This window comes from Pseudoalteromonas sp. T1lg23B (assembly GCF_002964665.1).
GTDB lineage: Bacteria > Pseudomonadota > Gammaproteobacteria > Enterobacterales > Alteromonadaceae > Pseudoalteromonas.
The window spans coordinates 304,887-331,635 of record NZ_PQBZ01000013.1 but is presented as its reverse complement, the minus strand read 5'-3'; the positions used below and the strand labels follow the sequence as shown (position 1 = coordinate 331,635).

Genomic DNA, 26,749 nt, shown 5'->3' with positions numbered 1-26,749 from the left:
TTATTTAGTATGCTTTTCAGGGCTTTGTAGAAACAAAATAAAGCTCATCAAACACATGGTGTAGATAAATGCATAGTGGTGGGTGATCATCCCCAAAGTTGGCACTCGCCAATACTCAAAATATTCGCCTGCTATGACAATAAAACCCAAAAACAACATCACTACACTTATGCCACAACCAAATATTCCCCACTGCTTAGCGGCTTCAAAAGCCGTATCATCATTGCGTGCTGCAAACATCTTGTAGGCTGCAAACAAGCACACTGTGCCAGTTGCAAACTTAGATAAATAAATCATCGCAAATCCGAGTGTCGCTATCACAGGTGAATGGATACTGCGCCACTCGATACCTGGGGTGTCTGCTGCCCCTTCCATACTCAGTACATATCTGACCTGCTCCAAGCCTGGCGCATAGTCCATCAAGTTACTCAGTACACCAACAAACCCCCAACAACTGACACAAAACATCAGTACAATTTTCAACAACCTTACCATGCAAATTTTCCTTTTAACTTTTGCTACGCTCGTTCATGACACCCTTTGTTCTAGGTGCGAACAAGGCCAATATCTTTATCGCGTATACACATCAAGTACATGATTGAACAACTGCGGCGACGTCACCTCGTGGGCTCGAGCACGGTCAATTTTTCCGCTTGATGTACGAGGCAATCGACTTGTCCCCAAGAAAATAAACCGATGTACTGCCAGCTTATATTCACTGAGGATTTGACCACTGAGCGTCACCGCCAACGCCTCTAACTGGGGTAATTGCCCATTGACTTCATCAAGTCTAGACTTTTGAATTTCTTGGATAAAAATCACCTCAGCATCTTCTAAGCCCTCATTGACCTGAATCAGACAAGCTCCTGTTTCAACGAAGTAATCCCGCGATTTTGAAACAAAGTACTCAATCTCTTCCCCGTAGTAGTTCTTACCGTTGACAATCAACATGTTTTTCAGTCGGCCAACCACATGTAACTTGCCATCGTTTAGATACCCCAAATCTCCAGTTCTGAGATAGGTCTGTTCACTGTCGCTGTCATCCAGCGTTGCTTGAAAGGTATCTGCCGTCGCTTTGGGGTTGTTGATATAACCTTTTGCAACATGCGGCCCTCGCACCCAGATCTCACCTGTTTCCCCCTCAGCAAGCTTATGCTTTTGCTCATCAACGATGATGACTTCGGCCAGCTCATCAGCTTTACCCACACTGACATTCAATTGCGTTAGTCCCTGCTCTGCTATCACGCCCGTTTCACCCGCCACATAGAGCGTGGTTTCCGCCATGCCGTAACAGAAGAACGGGGCATTATGAGCAAAACCATACGGACTAAATCGCTCAATAAAGCGCTTAATAGTGGTCGCACGGATCATCTCTGAACCATTAAAAGCCACCTGCCAACTGCTTAAGTCAACGCCTTCTAATTGTTCATCTCTGATGCGCGTAACACAGTAGTCATAAGCAAAATTGGGCGCGCCGCTAACACTTGCTGAATACTTCGACATCAGCTGTAGCCATTTGCTGGGGTTGTGAAGAAAATCATTGGGAGACATCAATACGGCACTGCCGCCGGTATACACTGGATACAAAATACTCCAGATCAAGCCCATATCATGGAAAAATGGTAACCAGCTAACCGATGTTTCATCTGTGCGTAATTGGGCATGTTTAGCAAATCCACGTTGGATCATTTGTAAATTTGCCAGCAGGTTGTCATGCCCTACAATGACCCCTTTGGGGTTTGCGGTCGAGCCAGAGGTAAACTGGATCAAAGGCGGAACATCGAATGACAGCTCCGGCATAACCCCCTCAAAATCAAATGCACGCACTGCGTCAGTACAAATAATTTTGTAGTCTTTGCCATCGAACAATTTTTCCAATTGATAGCCAACCTGTTCAGCCTTGTCTCGTGTGGTAAACACCACCGCCACATCAATTCCGCTGGTGATTGAACGCAGACGATTATCTGGCTCATTACCCGGAGGAATGTACATGGGTATGGCCGACATATTGCCATACATACAGCCAAAAAATGCTTCCACAAATTCCAGCCCCGGTGGATACATTAATAATGCATATTTACCAGCTAGCTGATGCTGTGTGGCAAGGTCGGCGATAGCGCACGCACGCTCATGTAGGCGTCGGTAGGTGATAGATGTGGGGCGCGTAGCGCGCGGCGCATAGTAACTATACGCCTTTTTATCACCTAGCAACTGAGCATGTTGCGCCAGCACTTGAGAAACTCCTTGTTGCTGCATAATCAAAGTACTCCTTACTTCTCAACAATGCTTGGCGCGGGCGCTTTGGCTGTAGTTCCGCGTTTAAGCGGTGCCCATAGCTGACTAAACCACCCTTCAGGTACGTAAGTGCTTACCCCTATTTCCTTCGAAGCCATACGATCTTTTGGATTAAGGTAAGAGCCAAAAATATGATCCCAAATCATAGACACGGAACCATAGTTGTTGTCATGTTCATCTCTGATTTTACTGTGATGCCAATGATGCAACTCAGGTGTATTAAAGACGTAAGACAACCAGCCGCTTCTGACGGCAACATTGGAATGGGTTAATAGGCCCACCGTCAGTTGAAACGCAAAGTACCAATTCAATAATGCTGCAGGTACATCAATCACCGACACCACAAGCATAATCGGCAAGAAGAAAGTAAACACTTCCAACGGATGCACACGCGCATTGTTCAATACGTGCAATTGGTGGCTATTGTGATGCAGCGAGTGAAACTTCCATAACATAGGCAAGGTATGGAATGAGCGATGACATATGTACCAAATGAGATCAACGATGAGGATCATAATGGCCAGCTCAAGTACAAACGGTAGGTTCATGTTGAACAAACTTTCACTGCCCGGTGCTGCTTGTGCGCCCACCACTGCAAGCGCGACAACCGTGGCGCCAATTTGTGCGACGGGGAAGGTAATATTGTAGAGAAAATCATTCCATCCTTGGCGGTCATATTTATTCCAACTCTTGTGATAAGGAATGATCAACTCCAAAATGAAAATCCCGACCATAAGCCCCAAAAAATGAAACTGTATGGCCATTTCGTAGGACATCGCCATCGGTCCGATTAGCCACCAATACATCGCCAGAGAAGCCGCCATCACCGCTGGCCAAACAAGTACCAGTAAATGACTCCAAACTGATTTGCTGGTGTTCAATTCCATGACATCTTTCATGTTAATTTTCCTCCTTTGAGATCTTCCTTGATTCAACCCGTTGCGGTGTTGGCACTTGCACATTGCTGGCAAGACCCATCCACTGCCACAACTTAATCAACCCATAACCAATGTCTAAATTTCTCGCATACAACCCCACATGTGCCGAGCGTGGAAAGGCATGATGGTTGTTGTGAAACGACTCACCTAAAGTGATGATGGTCATCCACCAATGGTTACGGCTGTTGTCTCTAGTCTGAAAAGCCTTTGTGCCGATTAAATGGTTAAGGCTATTGATATAACCTATGGTGCTACTGAGCACGAACGAACGCACTCCCCAACCCCATAAAAATCCGGTGAGCAAGCCTATCGGTTTTTGCGTAATGGCAAACTCAGCCAAAGCAGGTAATATCATTGCCAAAGCTATCCATTTATAATAATGCTTGTTGACCGCACCTATCTCTTCGTCACGGAGCAAATCTGGTACATACACCATCGGGTTAGGATATTCATGTCGCTTCATCCAACCGAAAGCCGCGTGAAAAACACCGTTATATTTTGAGTCGTGCTGGTTAGGTGTATGTGGGTCGCCCTCTTTATCAGTAAACTGATGATGACGGCGATGGAAAGCTGCCCACACAACTGGAGGACCCTGACCGCCCATACACGCCAGAGCGACCAAAGATTGCTTTAAGCTTTTAACCGGTTCAAAAGAACGATGGGATAGGTAGCGGTGACTGCCACAAATCACACCCACTAAGGTTAAAAACCACATCACTAAAAATTCTAAAATGTTTGTCAGGGTAGGTGGAAACCAAACAAACGCAGCCACAGTAAGTGGTATTGGCAAGCAAGTTAATATCAAGAAATGCACATCTGTGTTTTTGCCATGCGTTCATCGAACATCATGGGACTCTTTTCTTCTGTTAAGACAGAGTCTACTTTCGTGTTATTGTCCATAAGATACACTCAAATATTTCTCTAAAGTGGTCGAAGTTGACATCAAGACGTCCTTTTTTGTTAGTAGAGTCAATGCGTTCACTCGCGTCTTTCGGCCACTTCTATCACTTATATTGCTAGCAATCACAATTGCGCAACGCTACGATCCCAGGCTAACAACGCCTCAGTGATCTGCTTCGCTGCACGCAACCCTGACTCTAGCGCCCCTTCAATCTGACAAGGATGAGTTTGCGCATACTCCGCACCACACCAGTAAATGGGTGGTTCGTGTTCGCGTAATACATGTCCCATCCTGCTCATAACGCCAGGTGGAAAATAGGCACCATAACTGCCACCAATCCACTCATTTTGAGCCCAATCCTCGATCAGCACCTTCTGCGGTTTCGGGAATTTGTTGCCAAACATGTCATCAATCGCATCGGCCACTAACTTCTCACGATCAACGCCTTCGGCCATAAATGCCTTGGCATGACTGGTCCCCACAAATGCGGCCAGCACCCCGCTTTGGTTGTCAGTAGGAGAGTTGTCTATGGTGTAACTGAGCGGATAATGATTACTCATTACCTGACCTGATAGGCCCAGTTCTAGCCAATATGGTTTTTCATAAACAGCTTGAACTTTGATAACACGCCCCATGGGAAGCGCTTGTAATAAGCGCTCTCTGGCAGTGTCTCTAGGTGGTGAAAATATAACTTGCTTAACAGCTGGTGGTGGCATCGCACACAGCACAGAACGATAACGTCCCGATACATGCCCCGCATCCACAGTGACCATACCATCAGCCACTTTGATAGCGCGAACTGGAGTATTGAGCAGAATATTTTCCGCTCCGATACTCGCAGCTAGATGATCACATAGTTGTCTAGGGCCATGAGTAAACCTGAGTTCTTGATGACCTTTGTCAACGCTTATCAAGCTACTCAAGCTCACTGAACGGTTCGAATAGTAGAGCACATATAAAAATGACACCATATGTGACTCGACCCCAAACACCATTTCACTCACCATGCGGAAGAATTGCTTACCACTGGTGGTAAACAATGTCTTATCAATCCATTGGCCAAACGACATATGGTCATATTCCACAAATTGCTCATCCCAAGGTTCTTGGTTTTGCAATTTGGCCATGATCCGCTCAAAGCGCGCCATGCCCTGAATGATGTCGGAATTGACAATAGGCCCAAGCGAGGGAAGTATGCCCTTAAATGCACTGCGCTGATCATTCCACCAAATCAGGTGTTCACCATCGTTGTGTGTTCGTTTTGTTTCAATCCCAAAACGTTCAATTTGCGCCTTGATTAAGGGTTGCTGCTCCGAGAACCAGTTTGCGCCGAGCTCCACTGTCACATCTTCATGACAGACGGTATCTTTAACGCGTCCACCGACATGACTCTGTGCCTCATATACATCAACCGTTAAGCCTGCTTTTCTCAGATTATCTGCGGCGAATAAGCCGGAAACTCCGGCTCCCACCACACAGACATCCGCTGTGCGTACTGAATCACTCATTTTGATACCCTCAGAAGCAGTTTCTTAGCTGCCCACGGCGCTTGATATCCAGTGATGCACAGTGAAATGAGCCAACAAATGGAAAGTAATTTTCAAACTCACACACAATTGGCTGCATACCTAACTTTTTCAGAAACTTAATTGTATGCTCTTGATTCTTTTCAACAATTATACGTTTCTCATCTAGGCTCAACATATTGATGTTCAACCAACCAGAAAGTCGACCCAAGCGGTTTTTTGCGCTGTAAATCACTTCGGGTGCTTCAAACATTTCCCAAGTTTTGAAGATATCTGGCAACGCCGCTGGGTCAAAGTAATCAGGGCTATAAACCAAACGTCCTTCATCAAGCGGCATGATAGTGTCATCAATATGCATGGCGAATGCGTTTTTGGTCTCAACCTCATGCACAGTAAAATCTGAACCTAAGATTTGTCTGACCCATTTGATCCCAGCTTCATTGGTGGTGTGACTGCGAGAAACCAAGATATCTTTACCAAACTTCATGAAGTCAGCCGCATCGAAAAGGATTTCTTCCTCTGTGGTGAGCCACTGAGTTGGACGCCCATCTTCATCGCGTTTTAAATCACTGACAAAGGATTTTTCCGACAACCTAGGTTTGGGTGCTGAAATCCAACGCGCACCACGCTCATTCAGCTCTTTGAGTACATCTCTATAAGCGAATGTTTCGAAGTAGCGACTGCGATCTGCCATAGGTGACTCGACAATAAGATCTCCTATCAGCAATAAGCTATCTCGTGGGTTAGATGAACAAAACTGATTGGCAACACTCCAATCAGGCGTTTTTATTGCCTGAGTAAAATCAATTGGTTGAGCCACATGCACTTTCACTCCTTCACCTTCAAGCACGGCTCGCAATTCGGTTACTTCTCTTCTGGCCGCGTCAATGAGATCGCTCGGATACTCGGTGCTGCCATTTGGGAAAATATTTTCTAATACGTGGCTATACTCGGGCGGTACAACGGCATCAAAAACCGCCATTTCACCGGGTTTCATGGCGCCTAAAGGATCGCCGAGCAGTACCTCTTCCAACGGATCCCATTCGGTAAAGGTACCTATTTTGTTTTGCTCACTAGTATGAATAGTCATAAAACTTTCCTTGTAGTTTTGCTTAGTAGTAATAAGGTGCCGATGGAACTAGATCCCTTACGATCTCCAATGCATTGATTGCATTGTCAATTTCTTCAATCGTGTTGGCCGCTGTAATGGTAAATCTAAGCATTGAACGCTTGATAGGTGCATTTGGATACACTGCTGGAGTGATTAAAATCCCCTTCTCCCACAATATTTTCGCCGCTTCTGTCACTGCTGCAATGGTGCCGATTTCAACACTAACCAGCGGGTAAAAATCGGAACTTTCTGCAACCAGCCCCACTTCTCGTACACCCGTAACAAAACGCTTAGTGAGTTCGAAAATATGCCTTCTAAGTTCATCACCTTCGCTACTTTGAGAAATTTCTAACCCTGTTTGAGCACTTGATAAACTGGCCGTTGGACACGGGCCAGAGTTAATAAAGGTGGCAGCGGTGGCAAACATTTCCAGCTCTGCATCACTACGACAAGTGACAAACGCGCCTAAGGATGAAAAGGCTTTTGATAGACCGGCGACATAGATTACTTTGTCCCTGTTCACGTCAATATTGTACTTGCGTAATAACCCGCCGCCGCCTGTACCATAAGGGTTTTCTTCACTAGGATTACTCCCCCACAAACCAAACCCGTGCGCATCATCAACATAAATGGTGGCATTTGGATAGTCTCTGATCATCTCTACCATTTCAGGGAGTTTTGCATCCACCCCAGTCATGGAATACACGCCGTCGATACAGATATACACCGCATCTAACTCTCTGGCATTTTCAAGTTCTCTTTGTAAGTCTTCCAAGTCGTTGTGTTTGAAGAACTTCTTCAATGCCCCTTTGGCATATGCTAAATCAACACCTTCTTGAATTGATTTATGAGCACGCTCGTCCATTAAAAACAACGTATCGGGCGTCGCCACTAAAGGTAAGATACCCATATGGATTAGCGTTACAGTTGGATATACAAGCACACGCGGTGCGCCAACAACATGGCTTAAAGTATTTTCAAGCTTGGTGTAAAGTTCAGGCGAAGCAATCGCTCTTGACCAACTTGGGTGAGTTCCCCATTTGCGTAGGTCTTCTTCAATTTTCGCAAAAATTCTCTCGTCCAAATCCAAGCCTAGATAGTTGGCAGATGCGAAGTCATACACTTCTTTGCCTTTAATTTTCAAGGTTCTGCCGTGCTGCTCGTCTACCTCGTTATAAAACTGAGGCACTTCTTCTATCAAGTGACGTTGTAAGTCAGTGATCCCTACACCGGGCACGCCGCCCTTGGCATCTGCGTCTTGATTTTCATTTATGAGCTCTAATAAGTCTCTGAATGTTCTTACATTTGTAGACTTATCTGGGTCGATTGATAATCCGAAAGTCTTTTCTACGTGTAGTAAAAACTCGACTTGGTCAATGGAATCTAGCGCCAAATCACCACTGAGTTGTAGGTCTAGGTGAAGGTTTTGTGGAATACGCTTCTTCTTGTATTTATTGCAAAAACCTACATAGGATTCGAGCAATTGTTCGCCGTCTATGGTGCCTGATTTTGCTTTCCCAGAACTATTTAGCTCCAGTCCAACAACTCTCTCTAGATCTACCACTTCTTCTGATAAGTACTCTTCTTTCATGACGTTCCCTCTAATTTAGCCTACTAGCACGACTAGGCTTTTAAATACTTTATTCTTATATAAACTCAATAAAGTCCGTAATTTATATTTCGTGACAATCAAAAAGGATTAGAGAATAGCCAAATGACAAACGTCATTACATCAGACTTGATTTTCGTACCTTAACTAGCATATCGACCGCATTCAGTGTTTCACACCGAGTCATGCTGATAATCATCACAACCAGTTAAGAGCGTACAGCCAAAATCAAAACCGCTCAAAAAACCCACACATTTGTAACACAAATGTATAAAAGATCAATAGATCATTTATATCATTAACCTAATTAACTTATTTTTAATTACAAAAATAATGCAAAATTAATACACTTAGCCCCATTTACCAATCTCGAATACAATAATGATAATGCTTATCAATTTTAAATATAATCTTCTTAAAAATATTCACCTGATCGCAAGAAACAAACAGAGACAAAAATAAAAGCAATATAAACAACAAGTTAAAATCATAAAACATTAATAACCAGCAAAATTTATAATGAAAAAGAACTATATTTGATAATAGCGGTGTAAATGCACTTTTATTAGCATTCGCGTAATAAATTATTCTAAAATCAGTAGAAATATGGAAAAGCAACAAAACTAAGGTTTAAAAAACAATTGCAAAAATCAAAACCATATGGTTGTTAGTGATGCATTTTTAGAGTTAAAAGTGGTAGAAGATATTGATTTCAAGAAAATCATCTTGTTTCAGACTATAAAGTGGACTATCAGACTTATTTGTCTCAAAGAGCCAAGCCTCAATTTGCCACTTCCAGTGAACATTAATGCGGCTTGATGTTTCAAGTTTAATAGCGTATTCGTCGCTATTATCTAAGTCTTGGCTTATACCAAATAGCATTTCGGTGCCGTTAAAATCATTTAGCGCCAAACGCCAGCCTAGAAACAGATCATTTTGATATAATGCCTGCGCGGTGTCATTGTATGAGTATTCTGCTATCCACCCCAAATTCCACTGCGTGTTAGCAACCCCAGTCTGGGTCAACTCAACACCACTGATGTAGGCCAGTTGATTTTCAAGACTATCACGATAACGCATTTCGAGTTTTACCAGTAGATCATCAAATATTGCTTGTAGATCCACACTAGTTTGCGTCATTTGAGCATAATAAGGTGTTAGCTTAGCACCTTGCTCGATAAAGTAAGGCTCGCGATTAGTGCCTTTAAAAAAGCTGAGCCCCACTTCCCATTCATCGATGAAGTGGCTATATCTTGCTGCAAAATCAAGGTGCTTTTGCTTTTGTTCCGACTCATAAAGAGGTTTATCTGAAATGGGCACATCAAGACCCAGTCGACCATCTACTCCGGCAAATGTTCGCTCTCTAAAGTAAGGTAATAGCCAAATACTGAAGCTGCCATAGTCCTGATGAGTTGCAATATTGAGCATAGGCTGACCAAGTTTGCTCTCCTGATCAATGGCATCGGCAAAGTCGGTTTGATTAATCACATCAATCAAATGTTGTGATTCGGTCACGCCCCAAAATTCCTTACCAACCCCTATCTTAAATTCGATGTTATCGCTGTAATGCACATACATAAACTCTCTAACATCCAAAAGATTTCGTTCACTATCAACATTGTCGACACGCAAATATGGCACAAATGATAGTGTGCTGTTTTCACCCAACCAATGTAACTGAGGTTCGATGGCAAAGGAGGTATGCCAATGCTTGTTTGCTTCCTCAGTCATTGTGTTGGCTCGGTTGTTGTAAAACCGCTGTTGGAGTGAACTTTCGCCACTGAGCTCAACACTCATGACATCCATACATATTAGCTGAACAGCGATAGGGATGACCCATTTGATAAAGATTAAGCGCATACAGGCTCCTTTTTGACTCTTCACACTGACTTGTCGAGCTCACCGAAGAAACAACTCTGAACGAACGCAAAGTAACAAATGTTTCAGACTTCCTTGAGAGAGATTATGGTTACATGTAAAAAAAAAGTTATCAACATGTTTTAAATGGCGATGCAAATTAGTGGTGTGATTGGTAGCAACTCAGAAAGGAAAAACAAAAACGGCGCTTGTCAGCGCCGTTTTAAGTCCTGATTAACATCAAAGCTTATTCTTCATTTTGCTCAACTGGTGTCTCTTCGATGTTTGAAGTAGCAAGTTTATTCTCTATTTCGTACTCATCGACACGCTGTAAACCCCGAGGCAATTTGTTACCACGGCGACCTCGCTCACCATAGTAATGCTCTAAATCACTTGGCTTAAGAGTGAGTTTACGCTTACCAGCATGGAGCGTAACTGAGCTCCCCTCTGGCACACAGGCCAGTACCTTAACAAACTCTTCGCGCGCTTGAACCTTGGCACTGGGGATGGAAATAATCTTATTACCCTTACCTTTACCCAATTTAGGCAAGTCACGAAGTGGGAACAGCAACATTCGACCTTCATTTGAAATCGCCATACACATATCAGTGGCGACATCATTGACAGTAATAGGTGCCATCAGATGTGCGCCTTTTGGCACGCTAACCAATGCCTTACCGTTCTTATTTTTACTGACAAGATCGTTAAATTCAGTGATAAAACCATAACCACCGTCAGTTGCCATTAGATACAGAGTTTTTTCATCCCCCATAACCACATGTTCAAAATTACATCCTGGTCCTAGGTTAAAGCGCCCTGTCATGGGTTCGCCTTGGCTACGGGCTGAGGGTAAGCTGTGAGCTTCGGTCGCAAAAGCGCGGCCTGAGGTATCTAAAAATACTGCGGGCTGATTACTGCGCCCTTTGGCTGAAGCTTTGTAACTGTCGCCCGAGCGATAACTTAAACCTTCCGCATCAATATCATGACCTTTAGCTACACGCGCCCAGCCTTTATCAGACAGCACCACAGTCACAGATTCAGACGGGATCAAATCCTTTTCACTCAGTGCTTTAGCTTCTGAGCGCTCGATCACAGGTGAGCGACGCTCATCGCCATACAGTTCAGCCGCTTCTTGAATTTCTTTTTTCATTAAGGTCGACATGCGACGTTCAGAACCTAACGTCAGCTGCAACTTATCACGCTCCGCGCTTAGCTCATCTTGCTCACCACGAATTTTCACTTCTTCTAACTTGGCTAAGTGACGTAGTTTTAAATCAAGGATGGCTTCAGCTTGTTTATCCGATAAGGTAAAGCGCGCCATCAGTTCTTCTTTTGGCTTCTCTTCATTACGAATAATTTCAATAACTTCATCGATATTTAAGAAGGCAACCATCAAGCCTTCTAAAATATGCAAGCGAGCCAATACTTTATCTAGGCGATATTGCAAACGACGGCGCACTGTTTCGCGACGGAATATTAGCCATTCGGATAGAATTTGCTGTAAATCTTTAACCTGAGGACGGCCATCAAGGCCAATCATATTGAGGTTTACGCGATAGCTTTTTTCTAAATCCGTAGTGGCAAATAAATGCGCCATTAAAGGTTCAAGCTTCACACGATTGGAGCGCGGCACTATCACGATACGCGTTGGGTTTTCGTGATCAGATTCATCTCGTAAATCCGCTACCATCGGCAACTTTTTCGCGGTCATTTGAGCGGCTATTTGCTCTAGAACTTTGGCACCAGAACACTGGTGAGGCAATGCAGTAATAACGATATCGCCTTGCTCTTCTGTGTAAACCGCGCGCATTTTGATAGAACCACGACCCGTCGTATAAATCTTTTGGATCTCTGACTTAGCGGTAATTATCTCTGCATCTGTTGGATAATCCGGTGCTTGTACTACTTCTAATAGCTCTTCGAGTGTTGTTTTGGGCTGATCAAGCAACATACAACATGCGGTCGCCAACTCGTTGACATTGTGAGGCGGTATGTCGGTCGCCATCCCCACGGCGATACCCGTAACGCCGTTGAGTAAAATATGTGGTAAACGAGACGGTAGCACCTTTGGTTCATCCATGGTGCCATCAAAGTTTGGTGTCCAATCAACCGTGCCTTGACCTAGTTCTTTAAGTAACACTTCTGAGAACTTAGACAAACGCGCTTCGGTATAACGCATTGCCGCAAATGACTTAGGATCGTCAGCCGCACCCCAGTTACCCTGTCCATCCACCAATGGATAGCGGTACGAGAAAGGCTGTGCCATTAACACCATGGCTTCGTAACAGGCGCTATCTCCGTGGGGATGATATTTACCTAACACGTCACCCACGGTACGGGCTGATTTCTTATATTTCGCAGCGGCTGATAACCCCAGCTCGCTCATGGCATACACGATACGACGCTGTACCGGCTTCAAACCATCGCCGATATGAGGCAAAGCTCGGTCCATGATCACATACATGGAGTAGTTCAAATAGGCGTCTTCGGTAAAACGCCCCATCGTTTGTTGTTCAATCCCCTGTAAAGACAAGGTTTGAGGATCAGTCATGTAACACCCTATTTATTGTTATAGCGAACGCGATATATCGCATTAGCAAAATCGTCCGACACCAATAAGCTGCCATCAGCAAGCTCGGCAAATGCAACCGGACGACCCAAGGTTTGTTCTTTATCTAAAAAGCCGCTAATAAAGGGCTCATAGGCAGTAATTTCGCCTTCTTTAATGGTGGCCATCATCACACGATAACCTACTTTTTTACTGCGATTCCAAGAGCCATGCTCCGCCACAAACAGTTTGTTATGCATCGCTTTTGCAAACTGCTTACCACGATAAAAATGAATGCCCAGTGGCGCGACATGGGCCTGTAGAGCAAGTTTTGGCATTGTGTATTTTTGCATATCGGTAAGTGTTTTACCTTTGCCAAACTCTGGGTCTAACACACTGCCACCGTGTACGTATGGAAAACCGAAATGCTCGCCATCCACACTCACACGGTTTATTTCATCAGGCGGAATGTCATCTCCCATCATATCTCGGCCATTGTCAGAAAACCAAAGCGCACCGCTTTGTGGATTAATATCGAATCCAACGGAGTTACGCACCCCTTGCGCTACGGTGGTCAGCTTTTTACTCTCTAAGTTCAGTGAAAAAATACGGCCATACTGTTCGTCTTCAGCGCACACATTGCAGGGCACACCCACCGGCACTAACAGCTCACCGTTATCAGCAAAGCGAATAAACTTCCAGCCATGATGACGGTCCGTTGGTAACTTATCAAAAACAACTTCGAAGCTTGGTTTTTTAAGTTGCTTATCAATGCTTTTGAAACGAATAATACGATGAACCTCAGCGACATATAAATCGCCTTGATTGAGCGCCAAACCGGATGGCATATTGAGCCCTTGAGCCAACACTATCTGGCGATCCGCGACACCATCTTGATTATGGTCAATCAGGGCATAGACTTTGCCCGCTTTTCTTGAGCCAACATACACAACCCCCGTTGACGAAACGGCAAGCTGCCTAGCATTTTCAACATTTTTCGCAAAGTAGCTGATCTCATAACCTGCTGGCAGTGTTAACCGTTCTAATAACTCATCATTTGCTGAAGCACAGCTCATCCATATCAACAAATTGATGAGCACGCTCAATGCTAGTACGGTGCAGCGGTTCATCATTTACACCTCAACTTGTGCTTTATCACCATGGTTTTCAAGCCACTCTTTTCGATCGCCCGAACGTTTTTTGGCCAATAGCATATCCATCATTTCCATGGTCTGCTCCGGTTCATCCAGTGTTAGTTGCACTAAGCGTCGCGTATTTGGATCCATGGTTGTTTCACGAAGCTGTAAAGGGTTCATCTCACCTAGACCTTTAAAGCGCTGCACATTTACCTTACCGCGTTTGTTTTCAGCTTCTATGCGGTCTAGCACACCTTTTTTCTCATCTTCATCAAGGGCGTAATACACTTCTTTACCCACGTCGATTCTAAATAATGGTGGCATGGCCACAAATACATGCCCTTGTTTAACTAACGTTGGGAAATGACGAACGAATAGCGCACACAACAAGGTCGCAATATGCAATCCATCGGAGTCCGCATCCGCAAGAATACAAATCTTGCCATAGCGTAGCCCTGACAAATCTTCAGAGTCAGGATCAATCCCCAATGCCACCGAAATATCATGGACTTCTTGTGAGGCGAGAATTTGACCTGAGTCGACCTCCCAAGTATTTAAAATCTTACCTCTAAGCGGCATGATGGCTTGAAATTCACGGTCTCGTGCTTGTTTTGCCGAGCCACCAGCAGAATCCCCTTCCACAAGAAATAATTCCGAGCGCTCAGTTTCACTGCCAGAGCAATCCGTTAGTTTACCTGGCAATGCTGGACCTGAAGTGATTTTCTTGCGAACCACTTTTTTTGCCGCTCGCATCCGTTTTTGGGCATTGTTGATGCATAATTCCGCGAGTAATTCCGCCGTGTCGGTATGTTCATTCAACCAAAGACTAAAAGCATCTTTGACGATACCCGATACAAACGTGGCACACGAACGCGAAGACAGCTTTTCTTTTGTTTGCCCCGCAAACTGCGGATCCTGCATTTTTACCGACAATACATAACTACATCTATCCCAGATATCATCAGGCGTTAGTTTGACGCCGCGTGGTAACAGGTTGCGAAACTCACAAAACTCTCGCATCGCTTCGAGTAGTCCCTGTCTTAAACCGTTAACATGGGTACCACCTTGCGCAGTCGGTATTAAGTTCACGTAACTTTCGGTTATTGACTCTCCGCCTTCAGGCAACCAATGCAATGCCCAATCAACGCCCTCGGTGGAGCCACTAAAACTGCCCGTAAATGGGCTTTTGGGTAAAACTTCATAGCCCTGTGAACTGTCTTTTAGATAATCCTCAAGACCCGCTTCATAGTGCCACTCTTGGGTTTCCTTGGTTTGTTTATTAACAAAACGAATTCTAAGGCCTGGACACAGTACCGCCTTGGCTTTAAGTACATGATTGAGCTTGGCCAAAGAGAAGTTTGCGGAGTCGAAATAGCTAGCATCTGGCCAAAAGTGCACTGATGTGCCGGTGTTACGCTTGCCTACCGTGCCTGTGATTGAGAGATCTTGTACTTTATCACCATGCTCAAAGGCCATTTCATAGACTTGCCCATCACGTTTAACGGTGATCTCCACTCGGCGCGATAAAGCATTTACAACCGAGATCCCTACCCCGTGCAAACCACCTGAGAACTGATAGTTCTTATTTGAAAACTTACCACCCGCATGAAGTTTAGTAAGGATAAGCTCTACGCCCGGCAAGCCTTCTTCTGGATGAATGTCCACAGGCATACCGCGACCGTCATCAATGACTTCAAGCGAGTTATCTTCATGTAAAATAACATCTATTTTGGTAGCGTGCCCTGCGAGCGCTTCGTCCACACTGTTATCGATCACCTCTTGTCCAAGATGGTTAGGGCGCGTGGTATCCGTATACATGCCAGGACGACGTTTTACAGGTTCTAGACCATTTAAAACCTCAATCGCTTCGGCGTTATAATTTTGCTCGCTCATAGGTAAATTCTTTTTATTTAATTCGTTCTGTTTTACGTGATTTTAAGAAAATTGACAACAGTGTCAAAGTAACGTTGAAAGCCCATAAAACTATGATCACCAGCAAACTCTATCCTTTGCGGGCACGATTTGTAGTATTGCAGCGCATCTTGGTACGGCAGAACTTCATCCCCCATTTGCTGCAAAAGCATCAACAATGATGGGACTGTGAGTTGCTGTAGATACATCCGCCGCAGAGCATACACATGTTCTTGACCCAGTTGATAATGTATCTGTTGATAGGGATTATACTGTGGGCCCAAATAATCCGCCAATAATTCAAAAGGTCTCACTGCTGGATTGATCACAACCGCTGGAATATTGTGCTGCTGTGATAAATAAGTGGCATAAAACCCTCCGAGGGAGCTGCCCATCAATACCGTATTACTATCCAGTAAAGATTCAAGCTGCACCATTGCAACTCGAGGATCATAGTGAAGTCGTGGTGCAATATAGTGGCATTGAAACGCCTGTTCTTTTAGCCATAGACCAAATTGCTGGGCTTTGGCTGACAGTTCTGAACTATTAAAGCCATGAATGTAAATCACTCGCTTAGCCATATGACCTCGGTATAATAGCTTTGTCCATCAATGCTAATTAACCGCCAGGCAGGACCACAATCCTGTTGTTGCCAGTCGCTAACATGCTTAGCAAACTGAATTGATGTTGCTGGAGTCGCATACACATCAAGCCCTCTAAACTGAGCGTGATACTCGTTATGCACATGACCATGAAACAGCGCTAATACATCACCTGCATTGACCAATGTATTGAGTAACTGCGGCCCATTTTCCAGAATATGTTTATCCAAATAACCATTAATGGCTAAAGGGTGATGATGGCAAAAAGCAATCGCTTTATTATCTGATCTTTTGAGCACTGCCGCGATATCTTGGAGATGCTGTGAGCCACACCAGCCAGCAGGCGTTTCACCTTTGGAGTCTAACAGTAAAATATCTAGTTCGTTAGTGCGCAAGTATTTTGCAGTGCTTATCAGCCCCTGACTCATCCCCTCAAGCAACGGTATTTCATCATGATTGCCCGGCACCCAAAAAACTGGACAAGACAAGCCTGAACGTGTGAGCAGTGAGCTGAATAACTCGTATGAAGCGAGACTGTGATCTTGGGTCAAATCTCCCCCAAATATCACGCCGTCAATTTCATACTGGTTAAGTTGTTCCAACACTTGCTGCAAGTATTGCGCCGTATTGACATTAAAATACTGACCAAGTGGGTCGGCAAAAAGATGACTATCGGTAATGTGGGCAAGCTTTATTTTACGTTTTTTAAAGTGATGGACCTCATCAAACCAAGCCATTATTCACATCCCAGTTCAGTGGCGTCTTACCGCTTTCCAAACACGCCATTAACCAGTCGGCCAAAAAGGCATTGATTTGATATTTTTCATCTTTTTGGTGCATGTTTGGGTTAGGGTAACGATATGAAGGTTTAATGCGCTGGTGATAATCCTGATGGATCACTTCCGCAACTTTAGCATCATGATAGAGACGTACGGAAAGATGTAAGTTTGGAAAAAACTCACTACTGACGGAAGTTTGCTTAATGGTGATATCCGTCGTGTATCTGGCACACCCCTGAACCTCAATGACATAATGTACATTGGCCAGCTCTATCGCCCTTTGCGCCCCATGCTCTTCCTGAGGTAACACCTTAAGCGCACGCAAATAGTTACGTTCACACAGCGTAATGTATTTTGGCAATGACTGCACATATGCGCGTTCTACAACTATGTCGCTCAACGATATACCCCACTTCTAAATTACGCCCACTGGGCTAACACTTGTTCTTTATGTAATGCCAACCACTGTAAACTAATCACGGTTGCCGCATTATCAATCTCGCCACTGTTTAATCGTGCCATGGCATCTTTGTATGGTAGCACATGACTCTTGATGTCTTCACCTTCGGTATCAAGACCAAAAACACCGCCCGCGCCTGATAAGTCTGTTTTAGCAAGGTAGAGGTACAAGCGCTCCGTTGTACCTCCGGGGCTCGAAAGATACGATGTCATGAAATACAACTCATCAAGCTCTAGCCCAGCTTCTTCATGTGCTTCTTTGCGTGCCACTTGTTCAAAGTCTTCGCTTCCCTCTGCCATCCCAGCGATACATTCCAACAACCATGGCGATTCTTTACTTGCCATCGCCCCGATTCTGATTTGCTCAATCAATAACAGTGAATCTGTTTCTGGATCATAGGGCAATACCGCCACAGCGTGTCCTCGTTCGAGTATTTCCCTAGTGATGGTCTGAGACATCCCCCCTGCGAACAGTGCGTGACGAAAGTGGTATGTTTGGATCTTAAAAAAACCATTAAAAACCGTTTGTACATCTTCTAGTAATACATCTTTGTTATCAAAACTCGAAATTGCAGACATAAGTAGATCCTAATTTTTTACAGTAGGGGTTTAAATTAAAAGCAACTAGCCCCATGATGTACTCTTATTACCCTTTGAGCGTCTTTTACTTCTCAAAAAGGGAAGTATTATATTCTGTTACATTTGTTGATGCTGTTTTACGTTTTAACTTTTTCGTTCTGAAGAAAAACAAGGTAACATGCATTCAATACAAAAGTTGTCTAAGGACTGAACGAACGATGAAAAAAAGCATTATATCTCTGTTAGTTGGCTTATCCTGTGCGCTAACTTCTAATCTATCGCAAGCCGAAGATTTACTACAAGTATACGACATAGCAACTTCAAACGATCCAACTGTGCTAAAAGCGAAAGCACAAGCTGATGCACAAAAGTTTGCACAAGACAGAGCGTTAGGAGTGTTACTTCCTCAAATCGGTTTTGAAGCTGGCTATAGCCAAGTTGACGCTGATGCATTCCCTGGTACTCAAAACGATTCAACAGGCTACACCATAGGCAGCGGTTTTCGCGATACGTTTAGCCGTACTTTGTCACTGCGCCAAACTATTTTTGACATGTCATCATGGAAAAACCTAGGCATTGCAGAGAAACAAGCATTACAAGCAACCACTCTATACGAGCAAGCACAACAAGAACTGGTAGTGCGCATCGCTCAGGGTTACTTTGATGTTTTAGGCGCGTTAGATAGCCTTGAGTTTGTACAAGCGGAAAAGCGCGCGATTGAGCGTCAACTAGAGCAAACTAAACAACGCTATGAAGTGGGTTTGACTGCTATTACTGACGTGCACGAAGCACAAGCTCAGTATGACCGTGCAGTGGCCAATGAAATTGGCGCAGAGAATGACGTGGAAACAGCGCGTGAAGCACTGCGCACCATCACAGGTAAGTATCATAGTAAGCTTGACCCGCTCAATACAGAGACCTTCTCAACAGTATCACCAAACAAGCAAGTCAATGACTTCATTGGCGTGGCGAAAGACAAGAACCTATCACTGGCTATCGCCAAAGCCAGTTTAGATATTGCTCAGGATCAAATAGAACTTGCGCGAGCAGGTCACTACCCAACATTGAACCTAAGCGCCAGTTATGGTGACTCTCTAACCGATTCAAACGGTATGGTACACCAGCCAAGGGAAGATCAAACAACGGTTGGCGTGACCTTCAATGTGCCAATTTACTCTGGTGGCACCACTCTTGCCGCAACCGAGCAAGCACGTGCACTTTATGTTGGTGCGAGCCAAGATTTGGAAGCAAGCATGAGAGAAGTGACGCGTTCTGTTATTACTTCATATAATCAAGTTGTTTCTAATGTTGCGACATACCGCGCTCTAGAGCAATCGGTCGTCTCAGCACAAAGTGCGTTACAAGCAACCGAAGCAGGCTTTGAAGTGGGCACTCGTACCATTGTCGACGTATTAGTAAGCACACAAAGTTTATACAACGCGAAAAAGAACTTAGCCAACCTGCGTTATCAATACGTGCTGTCTTCACTGCGCCTAAAGCAAGCTGCTGGCACACTTTCACGTAGTGATTTAGAAGCTATCAACAAAGGTTTGATACAAGGCTAACGCCAACTTTCAAACCCTTTGCATACAAAAGCCGACGACAGTCGGCTTTTGTATTTTACAACACTTGTCGATAAACTATCGCCATTGTGTAGTAAGAGATTAATTTTGTGGTCACAAACCCTACTTTCAAATGGTCGTTCCTTTCACCTCGTTATTGGTTAACCTGGCTTGGCGTTTTGTTTTTGTACCTTGTATCTTGGCTACCACAGCGTATCCAGTTTTTCTTGGGTAAGTTACTCGGTCGTCTTGTACACCGCTTTGTGAAAAAACGCCGCAAAATTGCTGAGGTCAATGTCAAGCTGTGCTTTCCACAGTTAGATGAACAACAACAGCGTGACATGGTGTTAAAGAACATGGAAAACACTGGGATTGCTACGTTAGAAACGGGTATGGCGTGGTGGTGGCCGCAGTGGCGTATCAACCAAGTAATTGGTTCCATCGAAGGTATTGAGCACGTAGAGCAGACACAAAAGCAAGGCAAAGGCGTCTTATTGCTAGTGCCGCATATGCTACACTTAGAAATGCTCGGTCGTATCCTTGGTACAGTTCAGCAAGGCATTGGTTTTTACCGGCCACATAACAATCCGCTTATGGAATATTTTATGACCAAAGGACGGCTACGTTCCAATGAAAGTCTCATTACTAAACGAGATGTGAAAGGATTACTACAAGCATTGAAAGATAAAAAAATGTGTTACTACTTACCCGATCAAGATTATGGCCGCAATCGCTGCGAATTTACCGCTTTTTTTGCGGTCCCAGACGCCGCTTCAACAACAGGCACTTTAATATTTTCATCGAGTAAGAATTGTGAAACACTGAGCTTAAGTGGCACAAGAGATGCTAACGGTAAGTACCACCTAAAAATTTACCCGGCATTGGCGAACTTCCCAAGTGAAGATGCCAAGCAAGATGTGACAAGAGTCAATCAGCGAATGGAGGAAGCAATCATGTTGGCCCCCGAGCAATATATGTGGTTACACCGTCGATTCAAAACAAGACCCGATGAAAACGCACCATCTTACTATGGTTAACTTTATTTATGGTTATAAGAAAAAGTAAAAAAATACAAAGACCGACACCAAAACCTAAGGTAAACACTGAGCCGCAAGTGAAAAGAAACAAAAAGGCCAAACCCGTTGCCGCCATGTGGTTTTGGATTAAACACTTGTCACTCGCTTTCATTTTGGTTTTTGCTGCCTACTATTTTCTATTTGGCGCTTTACCAAAAATGAATGTCGGTACCAGTTCAAACGTTGCTGCTAGAGGCTTCTCTCAGTTTTACGAAAGCTTTCGTAACAGAACTTCTAGTCGTGATACCGAACGCGCCAAATTTGTCATTGAGTTAGGCACACCAAGCTTTAGACTAGATGAAGCACTGAAGGACCGTGAGCGAGTCGTCAAACCTTCCAGCCAACGTTGGACCGGTGAGTATGAACCTAGACGTTTCGAATCTGGCGATACTTTGCGTGGAGTATTATCTGAATATGCTCGCAGAGAGGATGTAGAGCTATTCTGGTATTTAGACAAAGATTATGTGGTGAAACAGAATTTCCGCGTTGACAGTAATTTTTTGTCAGCTCTTTATCAAGTCGGCAGAGCGATCAATGATGATTTTGAGTATGAGATCTATACCTTTTTCTGTTATCGCCAACGAGCAGCCGTTATCACTGAGAAACCAACCCGATTTGTAAGGGATAACTGTCGTAAACTCGCTAATTAAGCAGACCGTTAATATCAACGGTCTGCCATCTTCAGTTTGTTTTTATTTGACTAAATCACCTAAATGACGTCTGAAAATCGTCAGCACCTGTGCTGATAACTGCGCAAGCTGCGTGTCCCAACTCACGCACTTGCCTTGTCCATTTAAACTTTGTTTGTGATATTGCTCCCTAAAGAAGCAATATGCCTGTGTCAGCAGCGCTTGTTCTTCATTGTTCAATATTGCCAACTCTTTGGCATGAGCCAGAATACGAACATTGTCAGTATGCTCAGTCAAAAGCGGATGCTCTGCGGCAAAATTTAACACTAGAAATTGCGCAAGAAACTCTATGTCAGTCATGCCACCGAGCCCTTGCTTTAGGTCAAATACGTCGTCGCTGTCTTTGGACAAATGCGTACGCATTTTCTCTCGCATTGAAGCGACATTCTCTGCCAGCTCTTTGCTGTCCCTAGATTGTGTCAAAACAGCGGTGCGGATCTGTGTAAAACGCTCAAACATACTTTGCTCACCCAATACCATACGTGCACGCACTAGCGCCTGATGCTCCCATGTCCATGCCTGTTGCAGCTGATACTGATAAAAGCTCTCTAGGTTAATCGCCAACAAGCCAGAGTTGCCCTCTGGGCGCAGCCTCGTATCAAGTTCATACAATATGCCTGACGCCGTTCTGGTATTGAACAAGTGCATCAGCCGTTGTGCCAGCTTTAGATAAAACTGCCGTGCTGGAATGGCCTTTTCTCCTTGCGTATAACTGTCGCCATCGCTGTTGTGCACAAATACCAAGTCTAAATCAGAGTCATATCCCAACTCCCAACCTCCGGCTTTACCATATGCGATAACACCAAACCCTTTGGCCACCTCATCGCACCCCTCGGGCTGTCCATAGCGCTCTATCATTTGCTGCCAAGCTAAATTCACCGCTTGCTCTATAATCGCTTCAGCCAATGCCGTTAAATGATCACTCACTTTCATAATACTGAGTACATCGGTTGCATCAGCCGCTGCGATGCGCAATTGATGGGCCTGTTTGAACTGCCTTAAAGCCTCCATTTGCTGCTCAAGATCATGCTGCTCAATACGTAAAAAATATTGTCGAATCTCAAGCTTGTACGCATTCAACGGTAATGGTTTGTAAAGCGCTGCTGGGTCCAGCAGTTCATCAAGCAGCATAGGGTATTTTGCGATGTGCTCAGCTATCCACAAACTATGAGAGCACAAATACACCAACTGCTTTAGTGCCCCCTGATTTTCATATAACAGCTCAAGGTAAGCTGTCCTAGAAGCAATCATGGCTATGATATTGAGCACACTGGTAAGCTCTTCAGCGACCAACTTTTGCTCAGCCGCTTGGTACAACAAGCACGGGATAAGTTTATCGAGTATATCAGCACCTCGGGCGCCCATTTGTCGCTTGGTTAATGCCTGTTTGAAGCTATGTAAAGCGCTCTGCCATGGTTCTATTTGGCTTGCTTCTAGCTTATTAGCCAGCTGTTGTGTATCCCCTTCCAACCACACATATGTGAAGGCTTCGTCAAACGATGTTTGTTCAAAAGGTTCATCGCCTATCACCTGAGTAAACTCATCACGAATCTTAATCATGACGCTTTGAATACACTCAAGACACTGCTGATAATCAGCTTTTTGGATCAATACACGCAGCCGCATCTGATCTATTTCGTTTTGCGGTAAGGTTTGTGTTTGTTGATCATCAAACGCCTGTAAGTACTGCTCAATGGTGCGTAAATATAAATAGCTTTCTCTTAAAGAGCACACCGCGTCATGGGGGATCACTTCAAGTTCATCGAGCTGACTAAGCGCTTCTAACAACGAAGGGGTTTGTAAGCTAGTGTCTCGACCGCCTCGGATCATCTGCAAAGCCTGCACGATGAATTCAACTTCACGGATCCCTCCAGCACCAAGCTTTATATTATTTATCAGCCCTTTGCGTCTCACTTCTTGCGCGATCATATGCTTCATTTTTCTAAGCGATTCAATGACCGAAAAATCAATATAACGGCGATAAACGAAAGGACGCATCATTTGGTAAAATATCGGCCAATACTCATTCGATTTTCCCAACAAACGCGCTTTGAGCATGGCATAACGCTCCCACTCCCGTCCTTGATCTTGGTAGTAGTCTTCCATTGCCGATAGACTCATAACCAAAGGACCGCTGTCACCAAAAGGCCTCAAACGCATATCAACTCTAAAAACCTGACCATCCACAGTCACCTGATTTAAAGCAGCAATGAGCTTTTGTGCCACCTTAGTATAAAACACCTGTGCCTCAACACTTTTGCGCCCACCTTGGGTGTGAACATTGTGTGGGTAGCAAAAAATAAGATCGATGTCCGATGAAAAGTTTAATTCTCCCCCGCCAAGCTTTCCCATCCCCAACACCAGCATGGGTAACGCATTACCCGCTTCGTCAAATGGTGTGCCACATTGATTGACTGTTTGTGCAAACGCCCATTGATTAGCTGCATCAATCAGCCCCTCAGACAATTTGGATACATAGTGAATGCTATCAGCAATCTCATTTCCTTTTACTAAATCCAGCCACATGACCTTTAACCAGTAGCGTTGACGATATTTCCTCAATAATCTAAAGCAGCTTTGTTCATCAAGGGATGACAAATCGTCCGGTAATGGATTAGGCACGTCTCGTATTTGCATTTGCTGTTCATCGCGCAACCAATCTCCTAAAGCAGGGTCTTGCTGCAAAACTTTAAAAGCAAAATCACTCATCGCAAGTAAGCGAGCCAAACCTGCGTCAATGGGATCAGTATCGTATAACTGTTGCCAACGCTGTTGTGCTAATTGAGCCAACAAATGGGGTAAGGTGACATCATGCATAAAAATCTCCATAGCTATATGGCTCAATGAGTTGGGAGTAGTTATAGTAACAATATCTAAAATTTATCAGTAGAGCGAATATGACTTATTTGTCGTTGCAGAACATCAATTTTTTTGCGATTTTTTCAAGCTTTATCGTGATTTGTCTGGTTGTGACCATTTTACGTTTGTTAGTTCAGCATCGCGCTAAGCAGGAACTACAGGAGGAGCTCGCCAAACGTGATAATTTTGCTCTCGGTATCAGTTATGCGTGCCAAATTTCAGTCATTGCTTTTAGCGTGGCCTATTTTTTTGAAGACATAAAATTTTCTACCGCACTGGCACAGCCCATCCAGTCCTCGGTGATGCTATTGTTGCTGCTCGCCTTTGTAGCATTTGGGCAATACATCCATCGCAAATGGATCTTGTACCAATTCAATGAAGAGCAAGCCATTCTCAAACAAAATATATGCGCGGCACTGGTTGACTCGGGTATGTTGATAGCCAATGGCATCTTGGTGCTAGGCTTGTATCACTGGGTTCATCCAAAAGGCATTAGCGACTTATTGGTGGTCAGCCTAAGCTTTTTACTGTTACAGGGGCTATTTGCTCTGGATAGCAAGCTGCGAGAAAGTCGCTTTGCCCGAGTGAATCAAGGTGCGTCATTACAGCAAAACTTCAACCTCGCAAATACCTCTATCGGGATTCGCTATGCGGGTAAAACTATTGGCTTATCTTTAGCTATTTATGCGGGCTTACACAGCGCACCCTATCACGGCGCGATGATAGTCGAAAACCTTTTTTCGGTAGTGCTACATTGCGGCCTGATGTGGGCATTGTTATATGTGAGCAGTTACCTGTTGCTGTATGTTTCGTTACCTAAAGTTGACATAGGGCTAGAAGTCGACCACCAAGACAACATCGGTATCGCCTGTATCGAATTTGCGGTTTTCGCATCAATAGGCTATCTACTAATTAGTACTTTTTCCGTGTAGCCGCTGGACATGGCTGCACTAGGTGGGGCCATGTCTATCAAACCTGATAATTATCTGTTAGTTGACAGCAATAGCGAGTTCAGCAGGGAATATGCTGAGTATTTGCGCAAACATTCACATAATAAAAAAAGCCAATTAATCGTAGCAGGAGATAACACACGTCACCTTCTTAAAATGATGTTTGATGAACTGATCAAAGATTATAGCTATTGCGATTTTGCGAACGAAATAAGCGTGTCTGAGTTAGCTAGTTATCTTAATGAACACCACAATATTTGTGGGGTACTCATCTCCAGTCTGGACTATCACCTCGCCAACAAAGAGCAACAGTTTATCTTTAACTCACTACACCCAGTACGCTATTTATTGGATCAACAAGAAGATGGCGGATTTAAGTACCAAAAGCTCACCGACAAAGCAAACATAAACCATTTATCCTGCCAAGGCCCGTTACCAAACGTCGGAGAAGACATCGAAGCTTCTTTGTGTAAACTCGAAACCGACTAGCGCAGCCTTAATATGAACAAACCACAAGTGAAACTAGACGCTTAGAGCGCAAAACTTTACTATTAGCGCATTGCTATTTTACTTGGGCTCATTATGCGCATTCCCCATATTTATCAACCTTCAGAATTAAAATTAAACACACAAGTTACACTCGATGAAGACGCCGCGGGCCACCTTTCCCGTGTCCTTCGTATGCAAGTCTCAGACAAAGTCTCATTATTCAATGGTCAAGGCGGCGAATATCTGTGTGAGTTAATCGAGGTAGGGAAAAAAGTAGTTATCGCCCAAGTTCTTGAGTTTAATGATCACGATTGTGAGTCACCGCTGAAAATTCACCTCGGCCAAGGTATCTCCAGAGGAGATAAAATGGACTTTACAATTCAAAAGTCTGTGGAATTGGGAATAACCGAAATCACTCCTTTATTTACTACTCGCTGTGGCGTAAAACTATCCGGTGATCGCTTAGCTAAAAAACATGCTCAATGGCAAAAAATAGCGATTGCGGCGGCAGAACAATCGGGTAGAAATACCATCACCACCATCCATCCTCCTATTGATATCAATAGCTGGTTGGCGCAACAATCTGATGAACTAAAACTAACATTACATCCAAGAGCGGAACACAGTATCAAAACCCTGCCTGCACCAACACAAGGCGTTCGTTTTATCGTTGGTCCTGAAGGAGGATTTACCGATGAAGAAATCAAGGCTACCAACGAGCAAGGGTTTATAGATGTCCGCTTAGGTCCACGTGTGCTGCGAACTGAGACCGCAGCACTAACAGTGCTCAGTGCATTGCAATTGCAGTTTGGTGATCTTGCTCTTTAATTTTGATTATTCGGCCCCATAGTAAGGTAAAACAGTATGAAGGTG

The 26,749-nt window shown here is 44.2% G+C and carries 22 protein-coding genes; 6 read left to right on the top strand and 16 right to left on the bottom strand.

Annotated elements, in window-relative coordinates; translation table 11 throughout:
- The 15 genes from C2M32_RS05080 to C2M32_RS05010 all read right to left on the bottom strand — a co-directional run bounded on the left by C2M32_RS05080 (nt 1) and on the right by C2M32_RS05010 (nt 18,251).
- Entirely contained in the window at nt 1–495 is a 495-nt protein-coding gene (locus C2M32_RS05080; RefSeq protein WP_105167415.1) for a DUF2165 family protein, read from the bottom strand.
- 75 nt (nt 496–570) lie between these two features.
- The gene (locus C2M32_RS05075; RefSeq protein WP_105167414.1) at nt 571–2,256 is read right to left on the bottom strand and encodes a fatty acyl-AMP ligase; all 1,686 of its coding nucleotides are present in this window, start codon (nt 2,254–2,256) and stop codon (nt 571–573) included.
- A 14-nt stretch (nt 2,257–2,270) separates the two neighbouring features.
- The gene (locus C2M32_RS05070) at nt 2,271–3,194 is read right to left on the bottom strand and encodes a sterol desaturase family protein (protein WP_158678141.1); all 924 of its coding nucleotides are present in this window, start codon (nt 3,192–3,194) and stop codon (nt 2,271–2,273) included.
- Between the two features lies 1 nt (nt 3,195).
- Entirely contained in the window at nt 3,196–3,948 is a 753-nt protein-coding gene (locus C2M32_RS05065; protein WP_158678140.1) for an acyl-CoA desaturase, read from the bottom strand.
- Between the two features lie 308 nt (nt 3,949–4,256).
- Nucleotides 4,257–5,642 carry a flavin monoamine oxidase family protein gene (locus C2M32_RS05060; protein ID WP_105167411.1) on the bottom strand — a complete coding sequence of 462 codons (1,386 nt, stop codon included), beginning with the start codon at nt 5,640–5,642 and terminating at the stop codon, nt 4,257–4,259.
- Nucleotides 5,643–5,652: 10 nt separating this feature from the next.
- Complete coding sequence (locus C2M32_RS05055) at nt 5,653–6,750, bottom strand: amidinotransferase (protein WP_105167410.1); 1,098 nt, start codon at nt 6,748–6,750, stop codon at nt 5,653–5,655.
- A gap of 22 nt (nt 6,751–6,772) precedes the next feature.
- A complete protein-coding gene (locus tag C2M32_RS05050; protein ID WP_105167409.1) occupies nt 6,773–8,362 on the bottom strand; it encodes an aminotransferase class I/II-fold pyridoxal phosphate-dependent enzyme in 1,590 nt (529 codons plus the stop codon).
- Between the two features lie 705 nt (nt 8,363–9,067).
- Nucleotides 9,068–10,240 (bottom strand): hypothetical protein, encoded by a 1,173-nt coding sequence (locus C2M32_RS05045; protein WP_105167408.1) that lies wholly within the window; start codon nt 10,238–10,240, stop codon nt 9,068–9,070.
- 244 nt (nt 10,241–10,484) lie between these two features.
- Complete coding sequence (gene parC, locus C2M32_RS05040; RefSeq protein ID WP_105167407.1) at nt 10,485–12,788, bottom strand: DNA topoisomerase IV subunit A; 2,304 nt, start codon at nt 12,786–12,788, stop codon at nt 10,485–10,487.
- Between the two features lie 8 nt (nt 12,789–12,796).
- Nucleotides 12,797–13,861, bottom strand: coding sequence for a PQQ-dependent sugar dehydrogenase (locus tag C2M32_RS05035; RefSeq protein WP_442792695.1), 1,065 nt, complete (start codon nt 13,859–13,861; stop codon nt 12,797–12,799).
- Nucleotides 13,862–13,918: 57 nt separating this feature from the next.
- Nucleotides 13,919–15,814, bottom strand: coding sequence for a DNA topoisomerase IV subunit B (parE, locus tag C2M32_RS05030; RefSeq protein ID WP_105167405.1), 1,896 nt, complete (start codon nt 15,812–15,814; stop codon nt 13,919–13,921).
- A gap of 32 nt (nt 15,815–15,846) precedes the next feature.
- Nucleotides 15,847–16,413 carry a YqiA/YcfP family alpha/beta fold hydrolase gene (locus C2M32_RS05025; RefSeq protein WP_105167404.1) on the bottom strand — a complete coding sequence of 189 codons (567 nt, stop codon included), beginning with the start codon at nt 16,411–16,413 and terminating at the stop codon, nt 15,847–15,849.
- A complete protein-coding gene (locus C2M32_RS05020) occupies nt 16,398–17,171 on the bottom strand; it encodes a metallophosphoesterase (RefSeq protein WP_105167403.1) in 774 nt (257 codons plus the stop codon). Before C2M32_RS05020 ends, C2M32_RS05025 begins: the two co-directional genes overlap by 16 nt.
- On the bottom strand, nt 17,158–17,613 hold the full coding sequence (locus tag C2M32_RS05015; protein WP_105167402.1) for a DUF1249 domain-containing protein: 456 nt from the start codon (nt 17,611–17,613) through the stop codon (nt 17,158–17,160). The genes C2M32_RS05020 and C2M32_RS05015 overlap by 14 nt, the downstream gene beginning before the upstream one ends.
- Nucleotides 17,614–17,633: 20 nt before the next feature.
- On the bottom strand, nt 17,634–18,251 hold the full coding sequence (locus C2M32_RS05010; RefSeq protein ID WP_105167401.1) for an NUDIX domain-containing protein: 618 nt from the start codon (nt 18,249–18,251) through the stop codon (nt 17,634–17,636).
- Nucleotides 18,252–18,469: 218 nt separating this feature from the next.
- Between C2M32_RS05010 and tolC the strand changes: the two genes are divergently transcribed.
- From tolC to C2M32_RS04995, 3 genes are all read left to right on the top strand, one after another.
- Nucleotides 18,470–19,816, top strand: coding sequence for an outer membrane channel protein TolC (tolC, locus tag C2M32_RS05005; protein ID WP_105167400.1), 1,347 nt, complete (start codon nt 18,470–18,472; stop codon nt 19,814–19,816).
- 107 nt (nt 19,817–19,923) lie between these two features.
- Nucleotides 19,924–20,850 (top strand): LpxL/LpxP family Kdo(2)-lipid IV(A) lauroyl/palmitoleoyl acyltransferase, encoded by a 927-nt coding sequence (lpxL, locus tag C2M32_RS05000; protein ID WP_105167399.1) that lies wholly within the window; start codon nt 19,924–19,926, stop codon nt 20,848–20,850.
- A gap of 113 nt (nt 20,851–20,963) precedes the next feature.
- Nucleotides 20,964–21,539 (top strand): TcpQ domain-containing protein, encoded by a 576-nt coding sequence (locus tag C2M32_RS04995; protein WP_105167650.1) that lies wholly within the window; start codon nt 20,964–20,966, stop codon nt 21,537–21,539.
- Between the two features lie 42 nt (nt 21,540–21,581).
- Here C2M32_RS04995 and glnE read toward each other — a convergent pair whose 3' ends face one another.
- Complete coding sequence (glnE, locus tag C2M32_RS04990) at nt 21,582–24,395, bottom strand: bifunctional [glutamate--ammonia ligase]-adenylyl-L-tyrosine phosphorylase/[glutamate--ammonia-ligase] adenylyltransferase (protein WP_105167398.1); 2,814 nt, start codon at nt 24,393–24,395, stop codon at nt 21,582–21,584.
- An 80-nt stretch (nt 24,396–24,475) separates the two neighbouring features.
- On the opposite strand from glnE, the gene C2M32_RS04985 reads away from it, so the two are divergent.
- The 3 genes from C2M32_RS04985 to rsmE all read left to right on the top strand — a co-directional run bounded on the left by C2M32_RS04985 (nt 24,476) and on the right by rsmE (nt 26,704).
- Nucleotides 24,476–25,369 (top strand): DUF350 domain-containing protein, encoded by an 894-nt coding sequence (locus C2M32_RS04985; protein WP_105167397.1) that lies wholly within the window; start codon nt 24,476–24,478, stop codon nt 25,367–25,369.
- Nucleotides 25,370–25,399: 30 nt separating this feature from the next.
- The gene (locus C2M32_RS04980; protein WP_105167396.1) at nt 25,400–25,876 is read left to right on the top strand and encodes a hypothetical protein; all 477 of its coding nucleotides are present in this window, start codon (nt 25,400–25,402) and stop codon (nt 25,874–25,876) included.
- Nucleotides 25,877–25,969: 93 nt separating this feature from the next.
- A complete protein-coding gene (rsmE, locus tag C2M32_RS04975; protein ID WP_105167395.1) occupies nt 25,970–26,704 on the top strand; it encodes a 16S rRNA (uracil(1498)-N(3))-methyltransferase in 735 nt (244 codons plus the stop codon).
- Nucleotides 26,705–26,749: the final 45 nt, after the last annotated feature.

Bases quoted from the DNA above. Each gene is read 5' to 3' on its own strand.
- C2M32_RS05080 (WP_105167415.1), bottom strand. From the start codon at position 495: ATGGTAAGGTTGTTGAAAATTGTACTGATGTTTTGTGTCAGTTGTTGG.
- C2M32_RS05075 (WP_105167414.1), bottom strand. From the start codon at position 2,256: ATGCAGCAACAAGGAGTTTCTCAAGTGCTGGCGCAACATGCTCAGTTG.
- C2M32_RS05070 (WP_158678141.1), bottom strand. From the start codon at position 3,194: ATGAAAGATGTCATGGAATTGAACACCAGCAAATCAGTTTGGAGTCAT.
- C2M32_RS05065 (WP_158678140.1), bottom strand. From the start codon at position 3,948: ATGTGGTTTTTAACCTTAGTGGGTGTGATTTGTGGCAGTCACCGCTAC.
- C2M32_RS05060 (WP_105167411.1), bottom strand. From the start codon at position 5,642: ATGAGTGATTCAGTACGCACAGCGGATGTCTGTGTGGTGGGAGCCGGA.
- C2M32_RS05055 (WP_105167410.1), bottom strand. From the start codon at position 6,750: ATGACTATTCATACTAGTGAGCAAAACAAAATAGGTACCTTTACCGAA.
- C2M32_RS05050 (WP_105167409.1), bottom strand. From the start codon at position 8,362: ATGAAAGAAGAGTACTTATCAGAAGAAGTGGTAGATCTAGAGAGAGTT.
- C2M32_RS05045 (WP_105167408.1), bottom strand. From the start codon at position 10,240: ATGCGCTTAATCTTTATCAAATGGGTCATCCCTATCGCTGTTCAGCTA.
- parC (WP_105167407.1), bottom strand. From the start codon at position 12,788: ATGACTGATCCTCAAACCTTGTCTTTACAGGGGATTGAACAACAAACG.
- C2M32_RS05035 (WP_442792695.1), bottom strand. From the start codon at position 13,861: ATGAGCTGTGCTTCAGCAAATGATGAGTTATTAGAACGGTTAACACTG.
- parE (WP_105167405.1), bottom strand. From the start codon at position 15,814: ATGAGCGAGCAAAATTATAACGCCGAAGCGATTGAGGTTTTAAATGGT.
- C2M32_RS05025 (WP_105167404.1), bottom strand. From the start codon at position 16,413: ATGGCTAAGCGAGTGATTTACATTCATGGCTTTAATAGTTCAGAACTG.
- C2M32_RS05020 (WP_105167403.1), bottom strand. From the start codon at position 17,171: ATGGCTTGGTTTGATGAGGTCCATCACTTTAAAAAACGTAAAATAAAG.
- C2M32_RS05010 (WP_105167401.1), bottom strand. From the start codon at position 18,251: ATGTCTGCAATTTCGAGTTTTGATAACAAAGATGTATTACTAGAAGAT.
- tolC (WP_105167400.1), top strand. From the start codon at position 18,470: ATGAAAAAAAGCATTATATCTCTGTTAGTTGGCTTATCCTGTGCGCTA.
- C2M32_RS04995 (WP_105167650.1), top strand. From the start codon at position 20,964: ATGTGGTTTTGGATTAAACACTTGTCACTCGCTTTCATTTTGGTTTTT.
- glnE (WP_105167398.1), bottom strand. From the start codon at position 24,395: ATGCATGATGTCACCTTACCCCATTTGTTGGCTCAATTAGCACAACAG.
- C2M32_RS04985 (WP_105167397.1), top strand. From the start codon at position 24,476: ATGACTTATTTGTCGTTGCAGAACATCAATTTTTTTGCGATTTTTTCA.
- C2M32_RS04980 (WP_105167396.1), top strand. From the start codon at position 25,400: ATGTCTATCAAACCTGATAATTATCTGTTAGTTGACAGCAATAGCGAG.
- rsmE (WP_105167395.1), top strand. From the start codon at position 25,970: ATGCGCATTCCCCATATTTATCAACCTTCAGAATTAAAATTAAACACA.